Annotated in this window: 25 protein-coding genes; 19 read left to right on the forward strand and 6 right to left on the reverse strand. The window is 70.4% G+C overall.

The window, feature by feature from the left end:
* Positions 1–224: 224 nt before the first annotated feature.
* The gene (queG, locus tag ACFE65_RS00675; protein ID WP_375380399.1) at positions 225–1,352 is read right to left on the reverse strand and encodes a tRNA epoxyqueuosine(34) reductase QueG; all 1,128 of its coding nucleotides are present in this window, start codon (positions 1,350–1,352) and stop codon (positions 225–227) included.
* A gap of 141 nt (positions 1,353–1,493) precedes the next feature.
* Here queG and ACFE65_RS00680 point away from each other — a divergent pair, with 141 nt between their 5' ends.
* The 7 genes from ACFE65_RS00680 (at position 1,494) to queA (ending at position 7,427) form a co-directional block, all read left to right on the forward strand.
* A complete protein-coding gene (locus ACFE65_RS00680; RefSeq protein ID WP_375380400.1) occupies positions 1,494–2,417 on the forward strand; it encodes an ABC transporter ATP-binding protein in 924 nt (307 codons plus the stop codon).
* On the forward strand, positions 2,414–3,664 hold the full coding sequence (locus tag ACFE65_RS00685; protein ID WP_375380401.1) for an ABC transporter permease: 1,251 nt from the start codon (positions 2,414–2,416) through the stop codon (positions 3,662–3,664). The genes ACFE65_RS00680 and ACFE65_RS00685 overlap by 4 nt, the downstream gene beginning before the upstream one ends.
* 64 nt (positions 3,665–3,728) lie before the next feature.
* The gene (locus ACFE65_RS00690) at positions 3,729–3,983 is read left to right on the forward strand and encodes an exodeoxyribonuclease VII small subunit (RefSeq protein WP_375380402.1); all 255 of its coding nucleotides are present in this window, start codon (positions 3,729–3,731) and stop codon (positions 3,981–3,983) included.
* A 38-nt stretch (positions 3,984–4,021) separates the two neighbouring features.
* On the forward strand, positions 4,022–4,888 hold the full coding sequence (locus ACFE65_RS00695) for a polyprenyl synthetase family protein (protein ID WP_375380531.1): 867 nt from the start codon (positions 4,022–4,024) through the stop codon (positions 4,886–4,888).
* A 23-nt stretch (positions 4,889–4,911) separates the two neighbouring features.
* Complete coding sequence (gene coaD / locus ACFE65_RS00700) at positions 4,912–5,397, forward strand: pantetheine-phosphate adenylyltransferase (protein WP_375380403.1); 486 nt, start codon at positions 4,912–4,914, stop codon at positions 5,395–5,397.
* Positions 5,398–5,534: 137 nt separating this feature from the next.
* Positions 5,535–6,368 carry a peptidylprolyl isomerase gene (locus tag ACFE65_RS00705; RefSeq protein WP_375380532.1) on the forward strand — a complete coding sequence of 278 codons (834 nt, stop codon included), beginning with the start codon at positions 5,535–5,537 and terminating at the stop codon, positions 6,366–6,368.
* 9 nt (positions 6,369–6,377) lie between these two features.
* Positions 6,378–7,427 carry a tRNA preQ1(34) S-adenosylmethionine ribosyltransferase-isomerase QueA gene (gene queA, locus ACFE65_RS00710; RefSeq protein ID WP_375380404.1) on the forward strand — a complete coding sequence of 350 codons (1,050 nt, stop codon included), beginning with the start codon at positions 6,378–6,380 and terminating at the stop codon, positions 7,425–7,427.
* On the opposite strand, the gene ACFE65_RS00715 is transcribed toward queA, so the two are convergent.
* Both ACFE65_RS00715 and ACFE65_RS00720 read right to left on the reverse strand, forming a co-directional pair.
* Complete coding sequence (locus tag ACFE65_RS00715) at positions 7,411–7,935, reverse strand: gamma carbonic anhydrase family protein (RefSeq protein WP_375380405.1); 525 nt, start codon at positions 7,933–7,935, stop codon at positions 7,411–7,413. The genes queA and ACFE65_RS00715 overlap by 17 nt on opposite strands.
* Positions 7,935–10,037 carry a malate synthase G gene (locus tag ACFE65_RS00720; RefSeq protein ID WP_375380406.1) on the reverse strand — a complete coding sequence of 701 codons (2,103 nt, stop codon included), beginning with the start codon at positions 10,035–10,037 and terminating at the stop codon, positions 7,935–7,937. Before ACFE65_RS00720 ends, ACFE65_RS00715 begins: the two co-directional genes overlap by 1 nt.
* A 97-nt stretch (positions 10,038–10,134) precedes the next feature.
* Between ACFE65_RS00720 and ACFE65_RS00725 the strand changes: the two genes are divergently transcribed.
* Positions 10,135–11,025, forward strand: a complete 891-nt coding sequence (locus ACFE65_RS00725) for a LysR family transcriptional regulator (protein ID WP_375380533.1) — start codon at positions 10,135–10,137, stop codon at positions 11,023–11,025.
* Here ACFE65_RS00725 and ACFE65_RS00730 read toward each other — a convergent pair.
* Positions 11,022–11,477 (reverse strand): MarR family winged helix-turn-helix transcriptional regulator, encoded by a 456-nt coding sequence (locus ACFE65_RS00730; RefSeq protein ID WP_375380407.1) that lies wholly within the window; start codon positions 11,475–11,477, stop codon positions 11,022–11,024. The two genes, ACFE65_RS00725 and ACFE65_RS00730, sit on opposite strands and share 4 nt — an antisense overlap.
* A 97-nt stretch (positions 11,478–11,574) precedes the next feature.
* Here ACFE65_RS00730 and hppD point away from each other — a divergent pair, with 97 nt between their 5' ends.
* From hppD to ACFE65_RS00785, 11 genes are all read left to right on the forward strand, one after another.
* Positions 11,575–12,636, forward strand: coding sequence for a 4-hydroxyphenylpyruvate dioxygenase (gene hppD / locus ACFE65_RS00735; RefSeq protein ID WP_375380534.1), 1,062 nt, complete (start codon positions 11,575–11,577; stop codon positions 12,634–12,636).
* 176 nt (positions 12,637–12,812) lie between these two features.
* Positions 12,813–14,114 (forward strand): homogentisate 1,2-dioxygenase, encoded by a 1,302-nt coding sequence (gene hmgA, locus ACFE65_RS00740; RefSeq protein ID WP_375380408.1) that lies wholly within the window; start codon positions 12,813–12,815, stop codon positions 14,112–14,114.
* Positions 14,111–14,473: a Rieske (2Fe-2S) protein gene (locus tag ACFE65_RS00745; RefSeq protein WP_375380409.1), complete on the forward strand. Its 363-nt coding sequence runs from the start codon at positions 14,111–14,113 to the stop codon at positions 14,471–14,473. The genes hmgA and ACFE65_RS00745 overlap by 4 nt, the downstream gene beginning before the upstream one ends.
* A gap of 60 nt (positions 14,474–14,533) precedes the next feature.
* A complete protein-coding gene (locus ACFE65_RS00750; RefSeq protein WP_375380410.1) occupies positions 14,534–15,151 on the forward strand; it encodes a TetR/AcrR family transcriptional regulator in 618 nt (205 codons plus the stop codon).
* Between the two features lie 110 nt (positions 15,152–15,261).
* Positions 15,262–15,654, forward strand: coding sequence for a hypothetical protein (locus tag ACFE65_RS00755; RefSeq protein WP_375380411.1), 393 nt, complete (start codon positions 15,262–15,264; stop codon positions 15,652–15,654).
* 67 nt (positions 15,655–15,721) lie between these two features.
* A complete protein-coding gene (rutB, locus tag ACFE65_RS00760) occupies positions 15,722–16,486 on the forward strand; it encodes a pyrimidine utilization protein B (RefSeq protein ID WP_375380412.1) in 765 nt (254 codons plus the stop codon).
* Positions 16,486–16,869 (forward strand): Rid family hydrolase, encoded by a 384-nt coding sequence (locus ACFE65_RS00765; RefSeq protein WP_375380413.1) that lies wholly within the window; start codon positions 16,486–16,488, stop codon positions 16,867–16,869. Before rutB ends, ACFE65_RS00765 begins: the two co-directional genes overlap by 1 nt.
* Positions 16,870–16,927: 58 nt before the next feature.
* A complete protein-coding gene (gene rutD / locus ACFE65_RS00770; protein WP_375380414.1) occupies positions 16,928–17,716 on the forward strand; it encodes a pyrimidine utilization protein D in 789 nt (262 codons plus the stop codon).
* A 22-nt stretch (positions 17,717–17,738) separates the two neighbouring features.
* Positions 17,739–18,806 carry a pyrimidine utilization protein A gene (gene rutA, locus ACFE65_RS00775; RefSeq protein ID WP_375380415.1) on the forward strand — a complete coding sequence of 356 codons (1,068 nt, stop codon included), beginning with the start codon at positions 17,739–17,741 and terminating at the stop codon, positions 18,804–18,806.
* A 154-nt stretch (positions 18,807–18,960) separates the two neighbouring features.
* A complete protein-coding gene (locus ACFE65_RS00780; protein WP_375380416.1) occupies positions 18,961–19,236 on the forward strand; it encodes a hypothetical protein in 276 nt (91 codons plus the stop codon).
* Positions 19,233–20,834: a methyl-accepting chemotaxis protein gene (locus tag ACFE65_RS00785; RefSeq protein WP_375380417.1), complete on the forward strand. Its 1,602-nt coding sequence runs from the start codon at positions 19,233–19,235 to the stop codon at positions 20,832–20,834. The genes ACFE65_RS00780 and ACFE65_RS00785 overlap by 4 nt, the downstream gene beginning before the upstream one ends.
* 12 nt (positions 20,835–20,846) lie before the next feature.
* On the opposite strand, the gene ppk2 is transcribed toward ACFE65_RS00785, so the two are convergent.
* Both ppk2 and ACFE65_RS00795 read right to left on the reverse strand, forming a co-directional pair.
* Positions 20,847–21,605, reverse strand: coding sequence for a polyphosphate kinase 2 (gene ppk2 / locus ACFE65_RS00790; protein ID WP_375380418.1), 759 nt, complete (start codon positions 21,603–21,605; stop codon positions 20,847–20,849).
* Complete coding sequence (locus ACFE65_RS00795; RefSeq protein WP_375380419.1) at positions 21,602–22,339, reverse strand: SDR family NAD(P)-dependent oxidoreductase; 738 nt, start codon at positions 22,337–22,339, stop codon at positions 21,602–21,604. The genes ppk2 and ACFE65_RS00795 overlap by 4 nt, the downstream gene beginning before the upstream one ends.
* Positions 22,340–22,344: the final 5 nt, after the last annotated feature.

The raw sequence follows: 22,344 nt of genomic DNA on the forward strand, positions 1-22,344 counted from the left end.
CGTCGGCTCGACGGCACGGACGCATGATCGCGTCCCAGCCCGTCCACCCCACCCCAACCAACCGTTCGTGTCGAGCGAAGTCGAGACACCATGGATAGGTCAGGTTTCTTGTCCCTCGACTGCGCTCGGGACGAACGGAGTTGGTAATGACCGCGGATCGCAAAACCGCGTTTTGGTGCGAAGTACTGTTACCTACTTTTCCGCCGCCACCCTGCCGCGCGGGGTTACCCCACCCATTCGACCCGCACCTCCACATCATCCTCCCCCGCCATTCGCCCCTCCTGCTCCACAGCCCAACGCGCCCGATCGAGCCGGCCCAGCGCCCACACCGCCGCCCCGCGCACCTCCGGCGCCGGGTCGTCCAGCAGTCGCGCGACCGGCCCCGCCAGCGCCGGCTCCCCGCTATTGCCAGCCGCGACCGCCGCGTTGCGCACCATACGATCCCGCCCGATCCGCTTGATCGGCGAACCTGCGAACACCTGCCGGAAGCCTGCGTCGTCCAGCGCCAGCAGGTCGGCGAGCTCCGGCGCCGCCAGCTCCGCGCGGGGCGCGAAGGCGCGGTTGGCGGCGGCGGCCTGCGCGAAGCGGTTCCATGGGCACACCGCCAGGCAGTCGTCGCAGCCATAGATGCGGTTGCCGATCGCCGCCCGGAACTCGACCGGGATGGGCCCGCGATGCTCGATCGTCAGGTACGAGATGCACCGCCGCGCATCCAGTTGGTACGGCGCCGGGAACGCCGCCGTCGGGCAGGCGCGCTGGCACCGGTCGCACGATCCGCACAGGTCCCGCCCCGGCGCGTCCCCCTCCAGGTCGAGCGTCGTGTAGATCGCGCCCAGGAACAGCCAACTCCCCTCGCTGCGGCTGACGAGGTTGGTGTGCTTGCCCTGCCAGCCGAGCCCCGCCGCCTCTGCCAGCGGCTTCTCCATGACGGGCGCGGTGTCGACGAACACCTTGAGGTCAAATGGCAGGTCGCAGCCGGCCTCCTGCGCCAGCCACCGCCCCATCGCCTTGAGCTGGCGCTTCACCACGTCGTGATAGTCGCCGCCCTGCGCATAGACGGAGATGCGCCCCACCCCGCCTTCGCCCGCCAGCGCCAGCGGGTCGGCGGCGGGCGCGTAGCTCATGCCGAGCGCGATCACGCTGCGCACCGCCGGCCACAGGTCGCGCGGGCTTGACCGGTGGTGCGCGCGCTCCTCCATCCAGATCATGCCGCCGTGCCGCCCCTCCGCCAGCCATTCGCGCAGCCGCTCGCCGGCGCGCGGCGCCGCGTCGGCGCGCGCGATGCCGCAGGCCGCGAAGCCGAGTTCCGCCGCCTTTGCCCTGATCCGCGCTTCCAGCTTGTGTTCGGGCATCCGCGCCAGCTACCAACCACTTGGGGGAGTGATACTGTCCCCTACTCCGTTCAGGCTGAGCTTGTCGAAGCCCTGCCCTTCCTCGCGAAGACAAGGCAGCCCTTCGACAAGCTCAGGGTGAACGGTTGGAGGGATGATCTCGTGCAATCCAGTTTCGCCCTTGCCGCCACCGGCCTCGTCAAGCGCTTCGGCAACCGGCGCGTGGTCGACGGCGTCGACATCGCGGTGCCCGCCGGCAGCATCTATGGCGTGCTCGGCCCCAATGGCGCGGGCAAGACGACGACGCTGCGCATGCTGCTCGGCATCATCGAGCCGGACGCGGGCCACCGCATGCTGCTGGGCACCGACGTGCCGCGCGAGGCGAGCGACCGCGTCGGCTATCTGCCCGAGGAGCGCGGGCTGTACCCCGCGATGAAGGCGCGCGAGGCGATCGCCTTCATGGGCGCGCTGCGCGGGCTGCCCTGGGCGGAAGGGCGCAGGCGCGCGGGGCCGCTGCTGGAGCGCGCCGGCCTCGGCCAGGCGGGCGACACCAAGATCCGCAAGCTGTCCAAGGGCATGGCGCAGATCGTCCAGCTGCTGGGATCGGTGGTGCACGGCCCCGACTTGCTGGTGCTGGACGAGCCGTTCTCGGGGCTCGATCCCGTCAACCAGGAACGGCTGGAGGCGCTGATCCTCGCCGAGCGCGACCGGGGCGCGACCGTCATCTTCTCCACCCACATCATGTCCCACGCCGAGCGACTGTGCGACCGGCTCGCGATCATCGCGGGCGGGCGCCGCCGGTTCGAGGGCACGGTGGACGAGGCGCGCGGCACGCTGCCGATGCAGGTGAGCTGGCGCCCGCGCCGCGACGGCGCCGGGCTCGCCGCGCTGCTGCCCGCCGGCGCGCACGAGGTCGGCGGTGCATGGCGCTTCCCGCTGCCCGATGACGGGATCGAGCCGCTGCTGGCGCGGCTGACGGGCGCGGCGAGCCCGGGCATCGCCGGCCTGTCGATCGAGCGGCCCGGGCTGCACGACGCGTTCGTGCGCATCGTCGGCGAACAATCCACGACGGGAGAGCCGCTGTGACCGCCGCCACCGGCTCCGCGCGCCGCACCCTCCGTCAGGCGCTGACGATCGCGCGGCGGGACTTCACCGCGACGGTGCTGACGCCGTTCTTCCTGCTGTTCCTGTTCGCGCCCGTGCTGATGGGATCGTTCGGCGCGCTGGGCGGGCTGGGCGCCGCGGGTGCGGTCGGCGGGGCGGCGCGCAGCCGGGTGGTGGCGATCGTGCCCGACACGCTGGCGCGACCGATCGCGGAGGCCGACGGCCGGCTGCGCGGCATGTTCCGCGATCCGGACGACGCGCCGCCGCCGCTCACCACCCTGCACCCGTCAGGCGACGCGCTTGCCCAGGCGCGTGCCGCCTTCGCCAGCACCAAGTTCGACGCGACCGCGGTGATGTTCGGCCCGCTCGACCACCCGCACATCCTGGTCGCGCCCGCGGCGGGCCGTTCCGCCGACTGGCTGGCGACGCTTGCCGGCGCGACGCGCTCGGCGCAGGCGCTCGGCCCTCCGGCGGAGGCCGTCCGCATCACGCTTGCCGCGCCGCATCCGACCGCGCGCGGCCGGAACGGATCAGCGTTCTTCGCGGTGTTCGGCGTCTTCCTGCTGACGCTGCTGCTCTCGAGCCCGGTGATCGGCAGCATGACGGAGGAGCGCAACAACAAGGTGATCGAGATCCTCGCGGCGGCGGTGCCGCTGGAGGCGGTGTTCTTCGGCAAGCTGATCGGCATGTTCGGCATCGCGCTCGTCTTCGTCGCCTTCTGGGGCGCGATGATCGCCGGGATCGGCTCGCTGATGCCGCCCGCGCTGGCGCAGGGGCTGGCGGAGCTGCGACCCGCGACCGGGGCGGCGTTCCCGCTGCTGTTCTTCGCCTATTTCACGATGGCCTATATGCTGATGGGTGCGGTGTACCTCGGCATCGGCGCGCAGGCGACCTCGACACGCGAGGTGCAGCTCCTGTCGCTGCCGATCACGATCCTGCAGATCGGCGTCTTCGGCCTGTCCACCGCCGCCGCCTCCCACCCCGGCACCGGCCTCGCGCTGGCGGCGGATCTGTTCCCGCTGTCGTCGCCCTCGGCGATGGCGGGCCGTGCGGCGGGCGAGCCGCAGCTCTGGCCGCACGTCGCCGCGCTCGCGTGGGAGGCGTTGTGGGTCGCCATCGCGATCGGGGTCGGCGCCCGGGCGTTCCGGCGCGGCGTGCTCCAGTCGGGCAGCGCGCGGCCGCGGTGGCTGCGGCGACGCCCGGACGCCGTGCCGGGCAACGTGGGTTAATGCGGTCCGACCGTTCGCGGGCGCCGTCTTGACCCCCCTCGCCCACCTGCCGCATAGCGCGGCCATGGACCCCGCCGTCGACGCGCTATCGTTCGAGGACGCCCTCAAGGAACTCGAACGGATCGTCTCCCGGCTCGAGAGCGGCGATGCCTCACTCCAGGAATCGATCGATCTGTTCGAGCGCGGCAACCATCTGCGCCGCCGCTGCGCCGAGCGCCTCGACGCGGCCCAGGCACGGATCGAGGCGATCCGCCTGGATGCCGAGGGCCGCCCGGCGGGCCTTCAGCCGTTCGCGGCCCAATCCTCTTCGGCGGCGTGAGCGACGTGACGCTCGCCCCGTCGTCGCTCCATGCCGCGATGGCGGAGGTGTCGGAGGAGGTCGACCGGCTGTTCGACCGGTTCCTCGCGATCCCGGACGATCCGCGCGCCGACCTGTACCGCGCGATGCGTCATGCCGCGATCGGCGGCGGCAAGCGGCTGCGTCCGCTGCTGGTGTGCGCCACCGCACGGATGTTCAACGTCGCCCATGAGAGCGCGGCGCGCGCCGCGGTGGCGGTCGAGTCGGTCCATGTCTATTCGCTGATCCACGACGACCTGCCGGCGATGGACGACGACGACATGCGGCGTGGCAAGCCCACCGTCCACAAGGCCTATGACGAGGCGACCGCGATCCTGGCGGGTGACTGCCTCCATGCGCTGGCGTTCGAGATCCTCGCCGATCCCGCCACCCACCCCGATCCGTTCGTGCGCGCCGAGCTGGTGTTCGACCTCGCCCGCGCGGCCGGCCCGTCGGGCATGGCGGGCGGCCAGGCGATGGACCTGGAAGCGGAGAAGGCGAGCTTCGACCTGCCGACGGTCACGCGGTTGCAGGCGATGAAGACGGGCGCGCTGATCGCGGCGGCGGTGGAGGCGGGCGCGATCCTGGGACGCCTGCCGGCGGAGGGGCGCACGCACCTGCGCGGCTATGCCCGCGACGTCGGCCTCGCGTTCCAGATCGCGGACGACCTGCTCGACGCGGAGGGCGACGAGGCGGCGGTCGGCAAGGCGCTGCGCAAGGACGAGGGCGCGGGCAAGGAGACGTTCCTGTCGCTGCTGGGCCCGGATCGGGCGCGCGAGCAATCGCGGATCCTCGTCGACCAGGCGATCGAGCACCTCAAGAGCTACGGGGCGGAAGCCGACATGCTGCGCGAGATCGCGCGCTATACGCTGGAGCGGGACCGCTGAGTACGCACGGCGCGCGGATTGGTGTGTACCCGGGCACCTTCGACCCGCTGACGCTCGGGCACATGGACATCATCCGCCGCGGCGCCAAATTGGTCGACCGGCTGGTGGTGGGGGTGACGACCAACCCGTCCAAGTCGCCGATGTTCACGCTCAACGAACGCATGGCGACCGTGCGGCGCGAGGTGGCGGAGATCGACGGCGACATCGCCGTCACCAGTTTCGACATGCTGCTGATGAACTTTGCGGTCCGCGAGGGCGCCAGCGTGATCGTGCGCGGCCTGCGTGCGGTGGCGGACTTCGAGTACGAGTATCAGATGGCCGGCATGAACCAGCAGATCAACGACCAGGTCGAGACGATCTTCCTGATGGCCGACGTGGGCCTGCAGCCGATCGCCAGCCGGCTGGTGAAGGAGATCGCGCTGTTCGGCGGCGAGATCGCGCCGTTCGTGCCGCCGGCGGTGCGCGACGAGGTGGCGGCCAAGGTCGCCGCCCGTGGCCCGCGCGGCTGATCCGGACGCGATCGGCGGCTCCGATGGCCCGCGCGATTGGCGTGGCGGACGAAACGCCCTATAATCGACGCATTGCCGCCACAGGTGGAAAGAAGGCGCGGTCGGTATCGATCGGCGAAGCTCAAGTGGAAGTCGTGATGATGAAGCGTTTCGTTGCCGCCCTGGTCGCGCTCTCGGGCGCCGCCGCACTGCCGGTCCTCGCGCAGACCGCCCCAGCGCAGACGGCTCCAGCACCGGCGGCCCCCGCACCGGCGGCGACCCCCGCCGCGACGCCGACACCGGCCGCGACCCCCACGCCGGCGCTCGCACCGCTCGTCCCTGCCTCGCCGATGCCGCCGATCACCGACCTCAGCAACATCTGGCTGCTCGACCTGTCGGATGGCGGCCGCGTCACGATCTGGCTGCGCCCGGACATGGCACCGACGATGGTCGCCCGGATCAAGGCGCTGACCCGCCAGCATTTCTACGACGGCCTGGCGTTCCACCGCGTGATCGAGGGCTTCATGGCCCAAGGCGGCGATCCGAAGGGCGACGGCACCGGCGGCTCGCAGATGCCCAATCTGCCGGCTGAGTTCAACAGCCTGCCGCACGCCCGCGGCGCGGTCGCGGCGGCGCGCGCGGAGGACAAGAACAGCGCCAACAGCCAGTTCTTCATCGTCTTCCAGCCGACGCTGAAACTCGACCGCAAGTACACGGTGTTCGGCCGCGTCCTGTCGGGCATGTCCTATGTCGACGAGATCCAGCGCGGCGAGCCGCCGGCGAACCCGACGCGGATCGTCCACGCCTATATCGCCGCCGACACGCCGCCGCCCTATGCCAACCTGCCCGCGAGCGCGCTCGCCGCGGCACCGGGCGCGGCCGCGCTGCCGGGCACCACGGCGGCGACCGACGATGCGACTGTGTCGACCAAGCCCGCGGCGGTGAAGCCGGCCGCCAGCCAGCGACTGCCCAGGACGACGCGCCAGCACTGATCCCGCGCGATGGACGTTGACCTGTTCGACTTCGTGCTGCCGCCCGAGCGGATCGCGCTGCGTCCCGCCGTCCCGCGCGACGCCGCGCGATTGTTGGTGCTCGACGGCGCGACGACAGACGACCGCATTGTGGCCGACCTGCCCGCCGCATTGCGCGCGGGCGACCTGCTGGTGTTCAACGACACGCGCGTCATCCCGGCGCAGCTCGAGGGCCGGCGCGGAGACGCGCGGATCGGCGCGACGCTGCACAAGCGCGAGGGGCCGCGCCGCTGGCGCGCGTTCGTGCGCAACGGCCGCCGGTTGCGCGACGGCGACCTGATCGACTTCGGCGCAGGCGTGTCGGCGCTGGCCGGCAACCGCGGCGCGGACGGCAGTTGGGCGCTCACCTTCGCCGGGGACGAGCCCGTCGAGCTGCTGCTGGAGCGCGCCGGCCGCATGCCGCTGCCCCCCTATATCGCCGCCCGCCGCGCCGCCGACGCGAGCGACCGCGCCGATTACCAGACGATGTTCGCCGCCGAGCCGGGCGCCGTCGCCGCGCCCACGGCCGCGCTGCACTTCACGCCGGCGCTGATGGCGGCGCTGGCGGCGGCAGGGGTCGGGCATGCCACCCTGACGCTGCACGTCGGCGCGGGCACGTTCTTGCCGGTCAAGGCGACCGATACCGCCGACCACCAGATGCACGCCGAATGGGGCCGCATCGATGCCGCCACCGCCGATCGCCTGAACGCGGTCCGCGCCGCCGGCGGCCGCGTGATCGCGGTCGGCACCACGTCGCTGCGCCTTATCGAAAGTGCGTGCGACGCGGACGGCCAGGTCCGGCCGTTCGAGGGCGACACGGCGATCTTCATCACGCCGGGCTATCGCTTCCGCGGCATCGACGGCCTGCTGACCAACTTCCACCTGCCGCGCTCGACATTGTTCATGCTGGTATCGGCGCTGATGGGACTCGACCGGATGCAGGCGGCTTACGCGCATGCCATTCAGAATGACTATCGCTTCTATTCCTACGGCGACGCGTCGCTGCTGCTGCCGGGCGGCCAGCTCAATCCAGGCGCTTGAGCCCCGTCGCGTAACCGCGTTGCCGGACGGCGTAATGCTCGGCCGATAGCCGCAATCCCGCGATCTCCTCGAGCGTCAGCGGGCGAGCGACCCGGGCGGGGGCGCCGACGATCAGGCTGCCGGGCGGGAAGGCCTTGCCCTCCGTCACCAGCGCGCCCGCGCCGATCAGGCAGTCCTCGCCGATCGTCGCGCGGTTGAGCACCGTCGCGCCCATGCCGACGAGCACATTGTCGCCGATCGTGCAGCCATGGAGGATCGCGTGGTGGCCGACCGTGCATCCCTGCCCCACCGTCAGCGGCGCGCCGGGATCGGAGTGCAGCATCGCGCCTTCCTGGATGTTGGTGCCGTCCCCCACCACGATCGCGGTGTTGTCCCCGCGAATCACCGCGCCGAACCAGATGCCGACCCGGTGCCCCAGCCGCACGTCGCCGATGAGGTCCGCCGAGGGCGCGACCCAGCTGTCGGCCGGCACCTGCGGCTCGCGTCCGTCGATCGCGTAGCGTGGCATCAGGCGGCGGCCCCCTTCGCTCGTGCGCGGAACGCGTGGAGCAGCGGCTCGGTATAGCCATTGGGCTGCGTCAGGCCATCGAACACCAGCGCGCGGGCGGCCTGGAACGCGAGGCTGTCGTCCTCGTGGCCGGCCATCGATCGATATAGAGGATCACCTGCATTCTGCGCGTCGACCTTCGCCGCCATCCGGCGCAGCGCATCGTCCGCCTCCGCCGGCGTCGCGACGCCGTGCAGCAACCAGTTGGCCATGTGCTGCGACGAGATGCGCAGCGTCGCGCGGTCCTCCATCAGGCCGACGTCGTGGATGTCGGGCACCTTGGAACAGCCGACGCCCTGATCGACCCAGCGCACGACATAACCGAGGATGCCCTGCGCGTTGTTGTCCAGCTCCTCGCGCACCTCGTCCGGCCGCCAGTTGCGCCCGAGCGCCACCGGCACGCTCAGCAATGCGTCGAGCGGCGCGACCGGTTCGGCGCGACGCTCGGCCTGGCGGGCGAAGACGTCGACCGCGTGATAATGCGTCGCGTGCAGCGTCGCGGCGGTCGGGCTCGGCACCCAGGCGGTGCTGGCGCCGCTGCGCGGGTGGCCGATCTTCTGGTCGAGCATGTCGGCCATGCGATCGGGCGCCGCCCACATGCCCTTGCCGATCTGCGCCTTGCCGCCCAGGCCGCAGGCGAGGCCGATCTGGACGTTGCGGTCCTCATACGCCGCGATCCAGCCCGAGCCCTTCATCTCACCCTTACGGATCATCGGGCCCGCGCGCATCGAGGTGTGCATCTCGTCGCCGGTACGGTCGAGGAAGCCCGTGTTGATGAACACGATCCGCCCGCGCACCGCGTGGATGCAAGCGGCGAGGTTGGCCGACGTGCGTCGCTCCTCGTCCATCACGCCGACCTTGATCGTGTGCCGCGGCAGGGCAAGCAGGTCCTCGACCGCGTCGAACAGGTCGTTGGTTAGCGCGGCCTCGTCGGGGCCGTGCATCTTGGGCTTGACGATGTAGATGCTGCCCGCGCGGCTGTTGGCGCGCGCGCCTTTGATATCGTGGAGCGCGATCAGGCTGGTGACGATCGCGTCGAGGATGCCCTCGGGCCCCTCGCCGCCGTCGGGCAGCAGCACGGCGGGCGTGGTCATCAGATGGCCGACGTTGCGGACGAACATCAGGCTGCGGCCGGGGAGGACCAGCTCCGACCCATCGGTCGCGACGTAGCGGCGGTCCGCTTCCAGCCGTCGCGTCATCGTCCGGCTACCCTTGTCGAACGACGCCTCCAGGTCGCCCTTCATCAGCCCGAGCCAGTTGGCATAGGCGGCGACCTTGTCCTCCGCGTCCACTGCGGCGACCGAGTCCTCGAGGTCGGCGATCGTCGTCAGTGCGGATTCGAGCACCACGTCCGCAAGGCCCGCCGGGTCGTCGCGGCCGATCGGATGCGTCGCGTCGATCACCAGTTCGATGTGCAGCCCATTGTGGCGCAGCAGCAGGTTGTCGCCGGCCCGTCCCACGAGCTGCGAGCGGTCCGCCAGCACCGGATCGCCGCCGGCCCAGTCTGTCCACGATCCCTTCGCCAACGGCACCGCGCGGTCGAGGAACGACTTGGCCCAGGCGATCACAGCCTCGCCGCGCTCCGAATCGTAGCCGCCCGGCCTCGCCTTCCCAGAAATCGCGTCCGTCCCGTACAGCGCGTCGTACAGGCTGCCCCAGCGCGCGTTGGCGGCGTTGAGCAGGAAGCGGGCGTTGAGGATCGGCACCACCAGCTGCGGCCCGGCCATCGTCGCGACCTCCGCATCGACGTTCTCAGGGTTGACCGCGAACGGCGCGGGCTCGTCGACCAGATAGCCGATCTCGCGCAGGAACGCCTGATAGTCCGCCTGGTCGATCGGCTGCCCGGCGCGCGCGTCGTGCCACGCGTCGATGGGGGCCTGGAGCGTGTCGCGGATCGCCAGCAGCCGCGCATTCTCGGGCGCGAGCCGCGCGTAGATGTCAGCCGTGCCGCGCCAGAACGCGTCCGCCGCGATCCCCGTGCCGGGCAGCGCGCGCTCCTCGAGGAAGCGGGCGAGCGGTTCGGCGATCTTCAGCCCCGCCCGGTCCACATAGGTCTCGCTCATGTCACTCTCCATCCGGTCTATCCGCCGATCGATAGACCCACGCCGATCAGCGCGGTAGCGGCTAAGATGGCGCAGGACCTTTGCCTCTGGAGAACGGATCGTGGATGACGACTATGCGCTGTTCGCCGGGATCGTGGAGGCGGGCAGCCTGTCGGCGGCGGCGCGCGCGCTGTCGATCTCGCCCGCGATGGTGTCGAAGCGGCTCGCGCGATTGGAGGCGCGGCTCGGTGCCCGGCTGATCCACCGCACCACGCGCCGGCTCGCGCTGACGCCGGCAGGCGAGCGGTTCCACGCGGACGTCGTCGCCATCCTGCGCGCGGTCGAGGCCGCCGAGGCCAGGATCACCGGCGATCGCCACGAGCCCGCCGGGCCGTTGCGCGTCTCGGCGCCGACCTCGTTCGGGCGGCTGCACGTCGTGCCGCGCCTCCACGCCTTTCTCGACGCCTGCCCGCGCGTCGAACTCGAGCTCGACCTGTCGGACGGCTATGTCGATCTGGTCGCGGGCCGGATCGACGTGGCGGTGCGGATCGCGTCCGAGCTTCCCGCCGGGCTGACCGCGCACCGCCTCGGCAACAACCGCCGCATCCTGTGCGCCAGCCCCGCCTATCTCGACCGGCACGGCGCGCCGGACAGCATCGCCGCGCTGGCCGCCCATCGCCTGCTCGCCGCGACCGGCCAACTGCCCTGGCGGCTCGCCGACGGACGGCGGCGGCAGGTGATCGACGGGCGCAGCCATGTGCGCACCAACTCCAGCGAGGTCGTGCGCGAGCTGGCGATCACCGGCGTCGGCATCGCGCTGCGCTCGCTGTGGGACGTCGGCGACGCGCTCGCGGCGGGGACGCTGGTGCCGGTGCTGCCCGGCTGGGAGGGGCCGGACGACCTCGCCATCTACGCCGTCCACCCCCGCGCGCCGACCGTGCCGCCCGCCGTCACCGCCTTCGTCGCGTTCCTGCGCCAGAGCCTCGCGGGCGCGGCGTGGGATTGTTAGCGCTCCGTCTCGAGCGCGGTCGTGATCGCGTCGATCCGGCGCAGCGTCGCCACGAACCGCTCGATCTCGCCGGCGGGCAGTTCGGCGAAGATGCGCTGCTCCAGCTCCAGCGCCTTGGGCGCGACCTGCGCGTAGAGGGCGCGTCCCGCGGGCGACAGGTCGAGCAGGTGTGATCGCCCGTCGCCCGGGTTGCGCGTGCGGACCACCAGGCTCCGCTCGACCAGCGCGATGGCGGCGCGGCTGACGGTCACCTTGTCCATCCGCGTCCGCGCGCCGATCATCGCCTGCGTTACGCCGCCCGCCTCCGCCACCACAGCCACCACCCGCCACTCGGGGATCGTCAGCCCGAACAGCGCCTCATAGGTGCGCGCGACGCACTCGCTCACCAGGTTGGAGGTGAACGACAGGCGGAACGGCAGGAACTCGTCGAGGAGGAGCGTCGGCCGGAGCATCGGCGAACCGTAACCGTTGACACGGCACCGTGGAAGCATCACGTTGGTAACGAACGATACCGGTTGTGACGGATCTTTCTTTGTGAAGGACAGGACGATGGAGATGGACGTCAACCCGATGGGTCTCGACGGATTCGAGTTCTGCGAGTTCACCGCGCCCGATCCCGATCGAATGGCGGCGCAGCTCGAACAGTTCGGCTTCGTCGCCGCCTCGACGCACCCGACGCGGGCAGTGACGCGGTACAAGCAGGGCCGGATCAACCTGCTGCTCAACCGCGAGCAGACTGGCCACGCCGCCGATTTCCGCGCCGCGCATGGCCCCTCGGCGAGCGCGATGGCATTCCGGGTGCAGGACGCGCGCGCCGCCTATGATGCCGCTATCGTCAGCGGCGCGAAGCCCGCGCCGGCGGGCGCCGCGCTCGACGGCATTCCTGCGCTGACCGGGATCGGCGGATCGATCCTGTACCTCGTCGACCGGCATGGCGCGGCGGGATCGATCTACGACGACTGGCACCAGGTTCCCGGCGCGGCGGAGGCGGAGGCGGCGAACAACGTCGGCCTCGACTTGCTCGATCACCTGACCCACAACGTCCGCCGCGGCCAGATGCGGACCTGGGCCGAGTTCTACGGCCAGATCTTCGGCTTCGAGGAGCAGAAGTATTTCGACATCAAGGGCAAGGCGACCGGGTTGTTCAGCCAAGCGATGATCGCGCCCGACCGCGCGATCCGCATCCCGCTGAACGAAAGCCAGGACGACCACAGCCAGATCGAGGAGTTCATCCGCGACTATAACGGCGAGGGTATCCAGCATCTGGCCCTGACCACGCACGACATCTTCGCGACGGTGGAGAAACTGCGCGCGCGCGGCGTGAAATTGCAGGACACGATCGAGACCTATTACGAGCTCGTCGACAAGCGCGTGCCCGGCCACGGCCACGACCTGGATCGCCTGCGCCGCAACCGCATCCTGATCGACGGCAACGTCGGCGAGGAAGGGCTTTTATTACAAATCTTCACCGAGAACATGTTCGGCCCGATCTTCTTCGAGATCATCCAGCGCAAGGGCAACGAGGGGTTCGGCAACGGCAACTTCCAGGCGCTGTACGAGAGCATCGAGCTCGATCAGATCAGGCGGGGTGTCATCACGGTCGATGCCTGAACCGACTTCTAGAAATCCTCCCCCGCCAGGGGGAGGTGGCGCGCCGGAGGCGTGACGGAGGGGGAGGACAGGATAAGAGACGTGATCGTTACCTCCCCCTCCGTCAGCTTCGCTGCCACCTCCCCCTGGCGGGGGAGGATTGCGGTTTCCGAGCTCCGACGTGAAAGGAGTTGCAGATGACCACCTACCTCCCCGGCTTCGCCAACCACGTCTCCACCGAGGCCATCCCCGGCGCGCTCCCCATCGGCCGCAACTCGCCGCAGCATGTGCCTTTCGGCCTTTACGCCGAGCAGCTCTCCGGCACCGCCTTCACCGCGCCGCGCTCCGAGAACCGGCGGACGTGGCTGTATCGCCTGCGCCCCACCGCCAACCATCCGGCCTTCACCCGCTACGACGGCGCGCCGCACCTCAAGTCCGCGCCGTTCGACGAAATAGCTCCCTCCCCAAACCGTCTGCGCTGGGACCCGTTGCCGATGCCGGCGACGCCCACCGACTGGCTGAACGGCCTCGTCAGCTACGGCGGCACGGGCAATGTGGCCGAGCAGACCGGCGTCGGCATCCACCTCTACGCCGCCACCGTCGACATGGACCGCGCGTTCTTCTGCGCCGATGGCGAGCTGCTGATCGTCCCCGAACAGGGGCGCCTGGCGATCGACACCGAGTTCGGCCGGATCGACGTCGCGCCGCTCCAGATCGCGCTGATCCCGCGCGGAGTTCGCTTCCGCGTCGCGCTGCCGGACGGTGCCGCGCGGGGATACGTCCTAGAAAACTACGGCGCGCTGTTCCGGCTGCCGGACCTGGGGCCGATCGGCGCGAATGGCCTAGCCAACCCGCGCGATTTCGAGACGCCGGTCGCCTGGTTCGAGGATGTCGACGCGCCGTGCCAGGTCGTGCAGAAGTTCCAGGGCGGGCTTTGGGCCACGACGCTCGACCATTCGCCGTTCGACGTCGTTGCCTGGCACGGCAACCTCGCGCCCTGCCGCTATGACCTCACGCGCTTCAACACGATCAACACCGTGTCGTTCGACCATCCCGACCCGTCGATCTTCACCGTGCTGACCTCGCCCAGCGACACGCCCGGCACCGCCAATTGCGACTTCGTGATCTTCCCGCCCCGCTGGATGGTGGCGGAGGGCACGTTCCGGCCGCCCTGGTTCCACCGCAACGTGATGAGCGAGTTCATGGGGCTGATCGAGGGGAGCTACGACGCCAAGGAGGGCGGCTTCGCGCCCGGCGGCGCGAGCCTGCACAACCAGATGAACGGCCACGGCCCCGATCAGGCGAGCTACGGGAAGGCGGTCGCCGCCGACCTCAAGCCGCACAAGATCGACGGCACGATGGCGATCATGTTCGAGACGCGCCACGTCGTCCGCCCGACCCGCTGGGCCGCCGAGGCGCCGACGATGCAGCTCGATTACGACGCGGTCTGGCGCGGCTTCGCCAAGGCCATGCTGCCCGACGGTCGCGCGCCCGGATGAGCGACATGCGCGTCTTTGCGACGCCTGCCGGCGTGGCGCTCGGGCCGGTGGACGCGGTCGCGGACGGCGGCGCGCGCAACTATGTGCTGCAACTGCGCGCGGGCCGGTTCCACGGCTTCGTCGTCCGGCGCGGCGGCGACGCGTTCGGCTATGTCGACCGCTGCCCGCACATGGGCCTGCCGCTCGCCCAGACGCTCGACGCGTATCTGACGCCCGACGGTGGGCTGATCGCGTGCAGCTGGCATTCCGCGCTGTTCGCGATCGAGGACGGCCGCTGCGTCGGCGGGCCTTGCCGGGGCCAGCGACTCACCCCCTGGCCGGTCCGGGTGATCGACGGCCAGATCGTCACCGCCGGCTAGGTCTGCCTCCTGGCCGGGGGCATGGACGCGGCAACAGCTGTGTCTTATATACCGGACGATATGGAAACCCTCGCCTGCCCCAACGCCCCCGTCAAAGGCCGTCCGCGCGAGTTCGACGCGGACGCCGCGCTGGCCGCCGCGCTGCGCGTGTTCTGGAGCAAGGGCTATGAGGGCGCGAGCCTGACCGATCTAACCGAGGCGATGGGGATCGGCCGTCCGAGCCTCTATGCCGCGTTCGGCAACAAGGAGGCGCTGTTCCGCCGCGCGCTCGATCTCTACGAGACGGAGAAGCTCGGCTACATGTCGCAGGCGCTGTCGGCGCCGACGTCGCGCGAGGTGGCGGCTCGGCTGCTCGGCGGCGCGCTCGACAGCCAGACAAGCGCCTGCGAGCCGCGCGGCTGCCTGGGCGTGATCGGATCGATGGCCTGCGGCAGCGAGGCCGAGGGCGTGCGCGCGGAGGTGATCGCGCGGCGCGCGTCCGGCCATGCCGCGCTCGTCGCCCGCATGGAGCGCGCGCGGGCCGAAGGCGACCTGCCGGCCGACGCCGATCCGGCCGGGCTCGCGCGCTTCCTGCTGGCGCTGATGCAGGGGATGGCGGTGCAGGCCGGCGCGGGCGCATCGCGCGAGGAGCTCGCGCAGCTCGTCTCCACCAGCCTCGCCACCTGGCCGGGCCGCTGACCGCGCGAACTTTCTACCGTCCGGTACAGAAAAGTGGTTGACGGATCGGAAGCACACTTCCATACCGCCCGGTATCGAAAGCAGAGCCGGTGGCGGTCGGGAGATTTCAGATGGGCTATCTCACTTTTTCGGAATTGGGCGGCGGCGACGTCCTGACCCGTCTGGCACCCGCCGCCGACACGGTCGCGGTGCCCGCGCGCCTGACGGGGCTCGAATGGTCGGTGGTCGCGATCGCCTGGAGCGACCGGCTGTCGTCGCTCCGCCGCCCCGGCCGAATCGCGCGCGCGATGGGCGGCGTGTTCGGCGGCCACAATCCGCGCCTGTCCGATCCGCGGCTGGAGGCGTTGCGCCGTATGGCGGTGCTGACCTGGCACCACGGCTATACGGTACCGCCGCAGGAGGTGCGCGCGTTCCACGACGCGGGCTATTCGGCGGACCAGTATGAGCTGCTGGTCGACAGCATCGCCGCGGCGCGCCGGCAGGACCCGCCTCGCCATCATTGAGGGTTCGCCCCAAAGGATGGCGAGGTCGGGGCTTGCGCTTCGTGCTGCGGTGCGGAACAATGACGGGATGATATCCGCCGGCATCGCCCCAGACGAGGTGGTCGACCACCGCGCGCCCGGCGCCGCCGGCACGACCGTGCTGCCCGCCCGGCCGGAGGCGATCCGCCTGTCGCCGGCCGACACCGCGGTGGTCGTGATCGACATGCAGAATGCCTATGCCAGCGAGGGCGGCTATGTCGATCTCGCCGGCTTCGACATCGCGGGCGCCGCGGGCGTCATCGGCCGGATCGCGCAGGTGCTGGATACCGCGCGCGCGGCGGGGATGCCGGTCGTGTTCCTGCAGAACGGCTGGGACCCGGACTATGTCGAGGCCGGGACCACCGGTTCGCCCAACTGGCACAAGTCGAATGCGATGAAGACGATGCGCGCACGGCCCGATCTTGCCGGTCAGTTGCTTGCGCGCGGCGGGTGGGATTACGCGCTGGTCGACGCGCTGACCCCCAAGCCGGGCGACATCCGCGTCCACAAGACGCGCTACTCCGCCTTCTTCAACTCGCAGCTCGATTCGATCCTGCGCGCGCGCGGCATCAGGACGTTGGTGTTCGTCGGCATCGCCAGCAACGTGTGCGTCGAATCGACGCTGCGCGACGGCTTCCACCTCGAATATTTCGGCGTGATGCTGGAGGACGCGACCCATCATCTGGGGCCGGACTTCATCCAGGCCGCGACCGTCTACAATGTCGAGAAGTTCTTCGGCTGGGTGTCGACCGTTGCGGACTTCTGCGGGGCGGTAGGTCAACGACCGGACGCCGACGAAGCGGGGAAAGCCTGATGCCGTTCGAGCCGATCAACCCGCCCGAGTTCCCCACCCCGATCGCACCCTATTCGGCGGGCGCCAAGGCGGGGAACACCATCTACGTCTCGGGCGTGCTGGCGCTCGGCGAGGGCGGCGTGGTGCTCAACCCCGGCAACGTCCGGTTGCAGACCAGGCATGTGCTGGAGACGATCAGGACGACGCTCGCGGCGGCGGGCGGCACGCTGGCGGATGTGGCGATGAACCACATCTTCCTCAAATACCTCGGCGACTATGCCGCGTTCAATGAGGTGTACGCCGAGTATTTCCCCGACGCCAAACCCGCGCGCTATTGCATCGTCGCCGATCTGGTGAAGCCCGAGTGCCTGATCGAGATCGCGTCCGTGGCGCATCTTTCTTGATCGGGCTGGGCTTGATCCGGGCGGGCTTGATCGGGCCGCGCTCGAACGGGCGGCCCTGATGGGCGAGGCGGCGGGGCTGTTCTTCGACCGACAGGGCCCGCGGGGCGCCACGCCGCTGATCCTTTCTTCCGGCCTCGGCGGATCGGCGGGCTATTGGCGGCCGAACGTCGCCGCCATCGCCGAGCGGCACGACGTGATCGCCTATGACCATCGCGGCACCGGCCGATCCGCGCGCGACGTGCCGGGCATGCTGACGATCGAGGCGATGGGGGACGATATCGCCGCGTTGATGGACGCGATCGGCATCGAGCGCGCCACCGTCATTGGCCACGCGATCGGCGGCATGGCTGGACTCGCGCTGGCGCTCGCGCACCCTCACCGCGTCGAGCGGCTGGTGGTGGTGAACGGCTGGGCCACGCTCGATCCCTATACCGCGCGCTGCTTCGACACGCGCCTCACCCTGCTGCGCAGCGCCGGGCCGCGCGCCTATCTGCGCGCCCAGCCGATCTTCCTCTATCCGCCGCAATGGATCTCCGATCATCACGACGGACTCGAGGACGAGGTGGAGGCGCAACTCGCGCATTTGCCGCCGCCCGACATGATCGAGCGGCGCGTGGCGGCCGCGCGGCGCTTCAACGTGCTCGACCGGCTGCCGGCGCTATCCGTGCCGACGCTGCTGGTGGCGAGCGACGACGACGCGCTGGTGCCACCGTCCTGCTCGGAACGGCTGAGCGCGGCGGCGGGCGACGTGGCGCAGCTCGCACGGATGGCGCACGGCGGCCATGCCTGCAACGTCACCCGGTCCGAGCACTTCAACCTGTGGCTGCTCGACTGGCTCGACGGCTGAACCCAACCAAAGGCGCATCGTGATGCAGGTCGGCGTGTTCATGCCCATCAACAACAACGGCTGGCTGATTTCGAAGAACGCGCCGCAGTACAAGCCCAGCTTCGACCTCAACAAGCGCATCGCGCTGTCGGCCGAGAAGCACGGGCTCGACTTCCTGCTGTCGATGATCAAGCTGCGCGGCTTCGGCGGCGAGACCGAGTTCTGGGACTATGGTCTGGAGAGCTTCACGCTGATGGCGGGGCTCGCGGCGGTGACGGAGCGGATCGGCATCTATGCTACCTGCCCGACGCTGCTGGTGCCACCGGCGTTCGCCGCCCGGATGGGCAACACGATCGACTCGATCAGCCACGGGCGGTTCGGCCTCAACCTCATCACCGGCTGGCAGCCGCCGGAATATACCCAGATGGGCATGTGGCCGGGCGACGAGCATTTTCGCGACCGGTACCGGATGCTCGATGAATACGCGCAGGTCCTGCGCGAGCTGTGGGTCGGCGGCGTGTCGGACCTGAAGGGCACCTATTACCAGATGGACGATTGCCGCGTGTGGCCCCGGCCGCAGGGCGACATGAAGATCATCTGCGCGGGCTCGTCCGACGAAGGCCTCGCTTTTTCGGCGAAATGGGCGGATTATGCTTTCTGCCTCGGCAAGGGCGTCAACACCCCAACTGCCTTCGCCGGCAACAACGAGCGGCTGGCGGCGGCGACCGCGAAGACGGGCCGGGACGTGCAGGTGTTCGTGCTGGTGATGGTGATCGCCGACGAGACGGACGCGGCGGCGATGGCGAAGTGGAGGCACTACAACGACGGCGTCGACGTTGGCGCGATCGCCTGGCTCGCGCAGCAGGGCGCGAAAGACACGGTGAACAAGGACACCAACGTCCGCCAGCTCGCCGCGCCCGAGGGGGCCGTCAACATCAACATGGGCACGCTGGTCGGCAGCTACGAGGCAGTTGCCAGGATGCTCGACGAGATGGCGGCGGTGCCCGGCACCGGCGGCGTGCTGCTGACGTTCGACGAGTTCGAGGCGGGGGTCGAGGCGTTCGGGACGCGCATCCAGCCGCTGATGACGAGCCGCGCGGGGGTCGTCTGACCAGTCGCGCCGCCGATCGATCGTCCCGGTCACATAGGTCATTCACCTAAATCAGGTTCGGCCGACTAGCGGGTGGAAAGCAAGGGCCCCGTTAACCGCCCCTGGCTACTCCGGCGGCATGCCCTCGCGTCCGCATCCGTTGATCGTGTTCCAGATGGCGCTCGTCCTCGCGTTGCTGCCGTTGCTCGCGCTGTGGCCGCCCGTATCGGGGCCGATGTTGCTGGTCGCGCTGCCGGGCGCACACGAGGGTGATCTGATGAACGCGGCCCTCGCCGGCGGCGGCGCCGTGCTCGGGGCTGGCCCGATCGGCGGCACGATGATCGTCCTGGGCGACCGCGCCCGCATCGCGCGCCAGACCGCGCGCCGCGGCATCCTGATCCTGAACGCGCCATTCGTCGGCTGCACGACGCGCGGCGGTACGGACGCGTGATCCAATTGCCGGTCATCGCGCGCGTCGAGCCCCTGGGTCGCAGGGCCGACGAAGCGTCGCTCGGCACGCTCGATACGCTGCGGCGGCGCGGAATACGCGCCTGGGCGATCATCGGCTGGGCGTCGATCGCCCTGCTGCTGGCGGCCAACGCCTTGCTGGGCGCGCGGATGGGAATGCCGTTGCTCGTCATCGGTACGCTCATCAACATCGGCCCGACCTATATGGCCGTGCGGGGCCGCCACGATGCCGAAGCCCGCACGCTGATGGGTACGCTCGCCGCGATCATCCCGGCGATGCTGGTGTTCCTGCTCCAGGGCCATCCCTGGCAGATGGACGGCCATATGTATTTCTTCGTCGGGATGGCCGCGCTCGTCATGCTCGGCGACTGGCGGCCGATCGCGCTGGCGACCGTGCTCACCGCGCTTCACCACACCATCTTCGAGTGGCTGGCGCCGAGTTGGGTGTTCGCGGGATCGGGAGCGATGGGCCGCGTCGCCTTCCATGTCGCGGCCGTCGGGCTCCAGTTCGGTGTGCTGGCGTTCCTGACCGTCCAGCTGGAGCGGTTGTTCGACGGCCAGGATGCCGCGATCCGGCACGCAGGCGAGCTGATCGACGCGGCGGAAGCGAGCCGGCACGAGGCGGAGGCGGCGATGCGGCTCGCGCGGACCGCGGAGGCCGAAGCACACCGCGAGCGGGAGCGGCGCGAGGCTGCCGAGGCGCGCGCGGCGGCGGAACGGCGGGGCGAGCTGCTAACCCTGGCGAACGAGTTCGAGCGATCGGTGACGTCGATCGTGCGGGCGGTGGCATGTACCAGCGAGCAGATGGAACAGTCCGTCGGGCAGCTCGACACGGCATCCGCGGCCGCGGATACGGAAGCGGGCGAAGTGGCCGGCGTCGCCGCCCGCGCGGCGATCGAGATCGCGCAGGTGGCGTCGACCGTCCGCGACCTGTCCCGGTCGGTGCAGACGATCGCGGTCGCGGCCGGGCAGCAATCGGTGCTGACGGACACGGCGAGCGCCGAGGCCAAGCGCAGCGTCGAGACGGCGCTGCTGCTCGAACAGCAGGCGATCGAGGTTCAGGGCTTCCTCGCCGACATCCGCAAGATCGCGGCCAAGACCGATCTGCTGGCGCTCAACGCGACGATCGAGGCGGCGCGCGCGGGCGCGGCCGGGCGCGGCTTCGCGGTCGTGGCGAACGAGGTGAAGAGCCTGTCCGCCGACACGACGCGCGCCAGCGACCGGATCGGCGTGCTGATCGAGGGCATCAGGCAGGGCGTCGCCGACACCGGCCTGAAGCTGCGGCACGTCAACGGCGCGATCGGCCAGGTGGCGGTCGCCGCGACCGGTATCGCGAGCGCGGTCGACGATCAGCGGGCGGCCGCCCAGGCCGTCGACGGCGGCGCCGAGCGCGCGGCCACCACCGCGCACGACATCGGTCGCCGGATCGGCCGGGTCGCGACCGCGGCGGGCGTGGCGGCCACCTTGTCGGCGACGGTACGCACCGGCGCCAGCGACCTCGTCGTGAGCGCGCGCGAGCTGCGATCCTCGACCGACCTGTTCGTGTCCTTCCTCCACGCCGAGGACGCGCTCACCGGCTGACGCCCGATGCCATCATCGGTACAGCCGCCCGTCCGTCGTCGCGGACGCCTCGAACGCGAACAGCAGGTCCGGGTCCGGCGACTTCACGTCGCGCGCGACGTCCGCCGGGGCGACGCGGGCGAGCAGGTGGCGGATGATCGCGAGGCGCGCGGGCTTCTTCTTGTCGGCGCGCACGCAATGCCAGGGCGCGAGCGGCGTATGGGTGCGGGCCAGCATCGTGTCGCGCGCGGCGGTGTACTCGTCCCATTTGGACTGGGCGACCGCATCCATGTCGCTGGTCTTCAGCGCTTTGAGCGGATCGTCGCGGCGCGCCTGCAGCCGCTCGGCCTGCTCACCCTTGCTGATGTCGAGCCAGATCTTCACCAGGCGGATGCCGCTTTCCACCAGCATCCGCTCGAAATCGGGCGCATCGCGCAGGAACTCGGCCTGTTCGGGCGGGGTGGAGAAGCCCATGACGACCTCCACGCCGCCGCGATTGTACCAGGAGCGGTTGAAGATCACGAGCTCGCCCGCGCTCGGCAGGTGGCTGACGTACCGCTGGAAATACCATTGCGTCCGCTCGCGGTCCGACGGCTTGGGCAGCGCGACGACGCGGGTGTCGCGGATCGACAGATGCTCGACGATGCGCTTGATCGTGCCGTCCTTGCCGGCGCTGTCGCGTCCCTCCAGCACCAGCACGATCCGCTCGCCCGACTTCACGGCCGCCGCCTGCGTCTCGACCAGCGCGACCTGGAGCTTCGCCAGCTCCTTCTCGTAATGATCCTCGTTCATGCGACCCCTTCCCGCGCGACGGCGAAGCCTGCGAAGCTCTGGCTGACGGGCATCAGCTCCAGCGTGTTGATGTTGAGGTGCGGCGGCAGCGTCGCGACCCACAGCAACGTCGCGGCGATGTCCTCCGCCGTCATCGGATTGGCGCCCTTGTACAGCGCGTCGGACTTGGCGCGGTCGCCGGTGCGGACGAAGGTGAACTCGGTCTCGACCATGCCCGGCTCGATCGAGGTGACGCGCACGCCGGTGCCCGCGAGATCGGAGCGCAAGCCAAGCGAGAATTGCCGGACGAACGCCTTGGTGCCGCCATACACGTTGCCGCCGACATAGGGGTAGGTCGCCGCGACCGACGACAGGTTGATGATCGCGCCTTTGCGTTCGACCAGCCCGGGCAGCAGCGCGCGGGTGAGCGCGACGAGCGCGACGACGTTGGTGTCGATCATCGCCATCCAGTCGTCGAGCTTCGCCTCCTGCGCCGGGGCGGTGCCACGCGCGAGCCCGGCGTTGTTGACGAGCAGGTCGATCGGCGGAAGCGCGGCGACCGCGGCGTCGCGGGCGGCGGCGTCGGTCACGTCGAACGCGCTGGTCGTCACCTGATCGCCCAGCTCGGCGATCAGCTTCTCAAGACGGTCGGCGCGGCGGCCGGTGGCGACGACGTGCCAGCCGGCGTCGGCGAACTCACGGACGGTCGCCTCCCCGATGCCGGAAGTGGCGCCGGTGACGAGAACGGTTGGCATTGGCA

It is taken from the genome of uncultured Sphingomonas sp. (assembly GCF_964237335.1).
Classification (GTDB): domain Bacteria; phylum Pseudomonadota; class Alphaproteobacteria; order Sphingomonadales; family Sphingomonadaceae; genus Sphingomonas.

Bases quoted from the DNA above. Each gene is read 5' to 3' on its own strand.
- queG (WP_375380399.1), bottom strand. From the start codon at position 1,352: ATGCCCGAACACAAGCTGGAAGCGCGGATCAGGGCAAAGGCGGCGGAA.
- ACFE65_RS00690 (WP_375380402.1), top strand. From the start codon at position 3,729: ATGGACCCCGCCGTCGACGCGCTATCGTTCGAGGACGCCCTCAAGGAA.
- ACFE65_RS00695 (WP_375380531.1), top strand. From the start codon at position 4,022: ATGGCGGAGGTGTCGGAGGAGGTCGACCGGCTGTTCGACCGGTTCCTC.
- ACFE65_RS00705 (WP_375380532.1), top strand. From the start codon at position 5,535: ATGATGAAGCGTTTCGTTGCCGCCCTGGTCGCGCTCTCGGGCGCCGCC.
- queA (WP_375380404.1), top strand. From the start codon at position 6,378: ATGGACGTTGACCTGTTCGACTTCGTGCTGCCGCCCGAGCGGATCGCG.
- ACFE65_RS00715 (WP_375380405.1), bottom strand. From the start codon at position 7,935: ATGCCACGCTACGCGATCGACGGACGCGAGCCGCAGGTGCCGGCCGAC.
- ACFE65_RS00720 (WP_375380406.1), bottom strand. From the start codon at position 10,037: ATGAGCGAGACCTATGTGGACCGGGCGGGGCTGAAGATCGCCGAACCG.
- ACFE65_RS00730 (WP_375380407.1), bottom strand. From the start codon at position 11,477: ATGCTCCGGCCGACGCTCCTCCTCGACGAGTTCCTGCCGTTCCGCCTG.
- hppD (WP_375380534.1), top strand. From the start codon at position 11,575: ATGGAGATGGACGTCAACCCGATGGGTCTCGACGGATTCGAGTTCTGC.
- hmgA (WP_375380408.1), top strand. From the start codon at position 12,813: ATGACCACCTACCTCCCCGGCTTCGCCAACCACGTCTCCACCGAGGCC.
- ACFE65_RS00745 (WP_375380409.1), top strand. From the start codon at position 14,111: ATGAGCGACATGCGCGTCTTTGCGACGCCTGCCGGCGTGGCGCTCGGG.
- ACFE65_RS00750 (WP_375380410.1), top strand. From the start codon at position 14,534: ATGGAAACCCTCGCCTGCCCCAACGCCCCCGTCAAAGGCCGTCCGCGC.
- ACFE65_RS00755 (WP_375380411.1), top strand. From the start codon at position 15,262: ATGGGCTATCTCACTTTTTCGGAATTGGGCGGCGGCGACGTCCTGACC.
- rutB (WP_375380412.1), top strand. From the start codon at position 15,722: ATGATATCCGCCGGCATCGCCCCAGACGAGGTGGTCGACCACCGCGCG.
- ACFE65_RS00765 (WP_375380413.1), top strand. From the start codon at position 16,486: ATGCCGTTCGAGCCGATCAACCCGCCCGAGTTCCCCACCCCGATCGCA.
- rutD (WP_375380414.1), top strand. From the start codon at position 16,928: ATGGGCGAGGCGGCGGGGCTGTTCTTCGACCGACAGGGCCCGCGGGGC.
- rutA (WP_375380415.1), top strand. From the start codon at position 17,739: ATGCAGGTCGGCGTGTTCATGCCCATCAACAACAACGGCTGGCTGATT.
- ACFE65_RS00780 (WP_375380416.1), top strand. From the start codon at position 18,961: ATGGCGCTCGTCCTCGCGTTGCTGCCGTTGCTCGCGCTGTGGCCGCCC.
- ppk2 (WP_375380418.1), bottom strand. From the start codon at position 21,605: ATGAACGAGGATCATTACGAGAAGGAGCTGGCGAAGCTCCAGGTCGCG.
- ACFE65_RS00795 (WP_375380419.1), bottom strand. From the start codon at position 22,339: ATGCCAACCGTTCTCGTCACCGGCGCCACTTCCGGCATCGGGGAGGCG.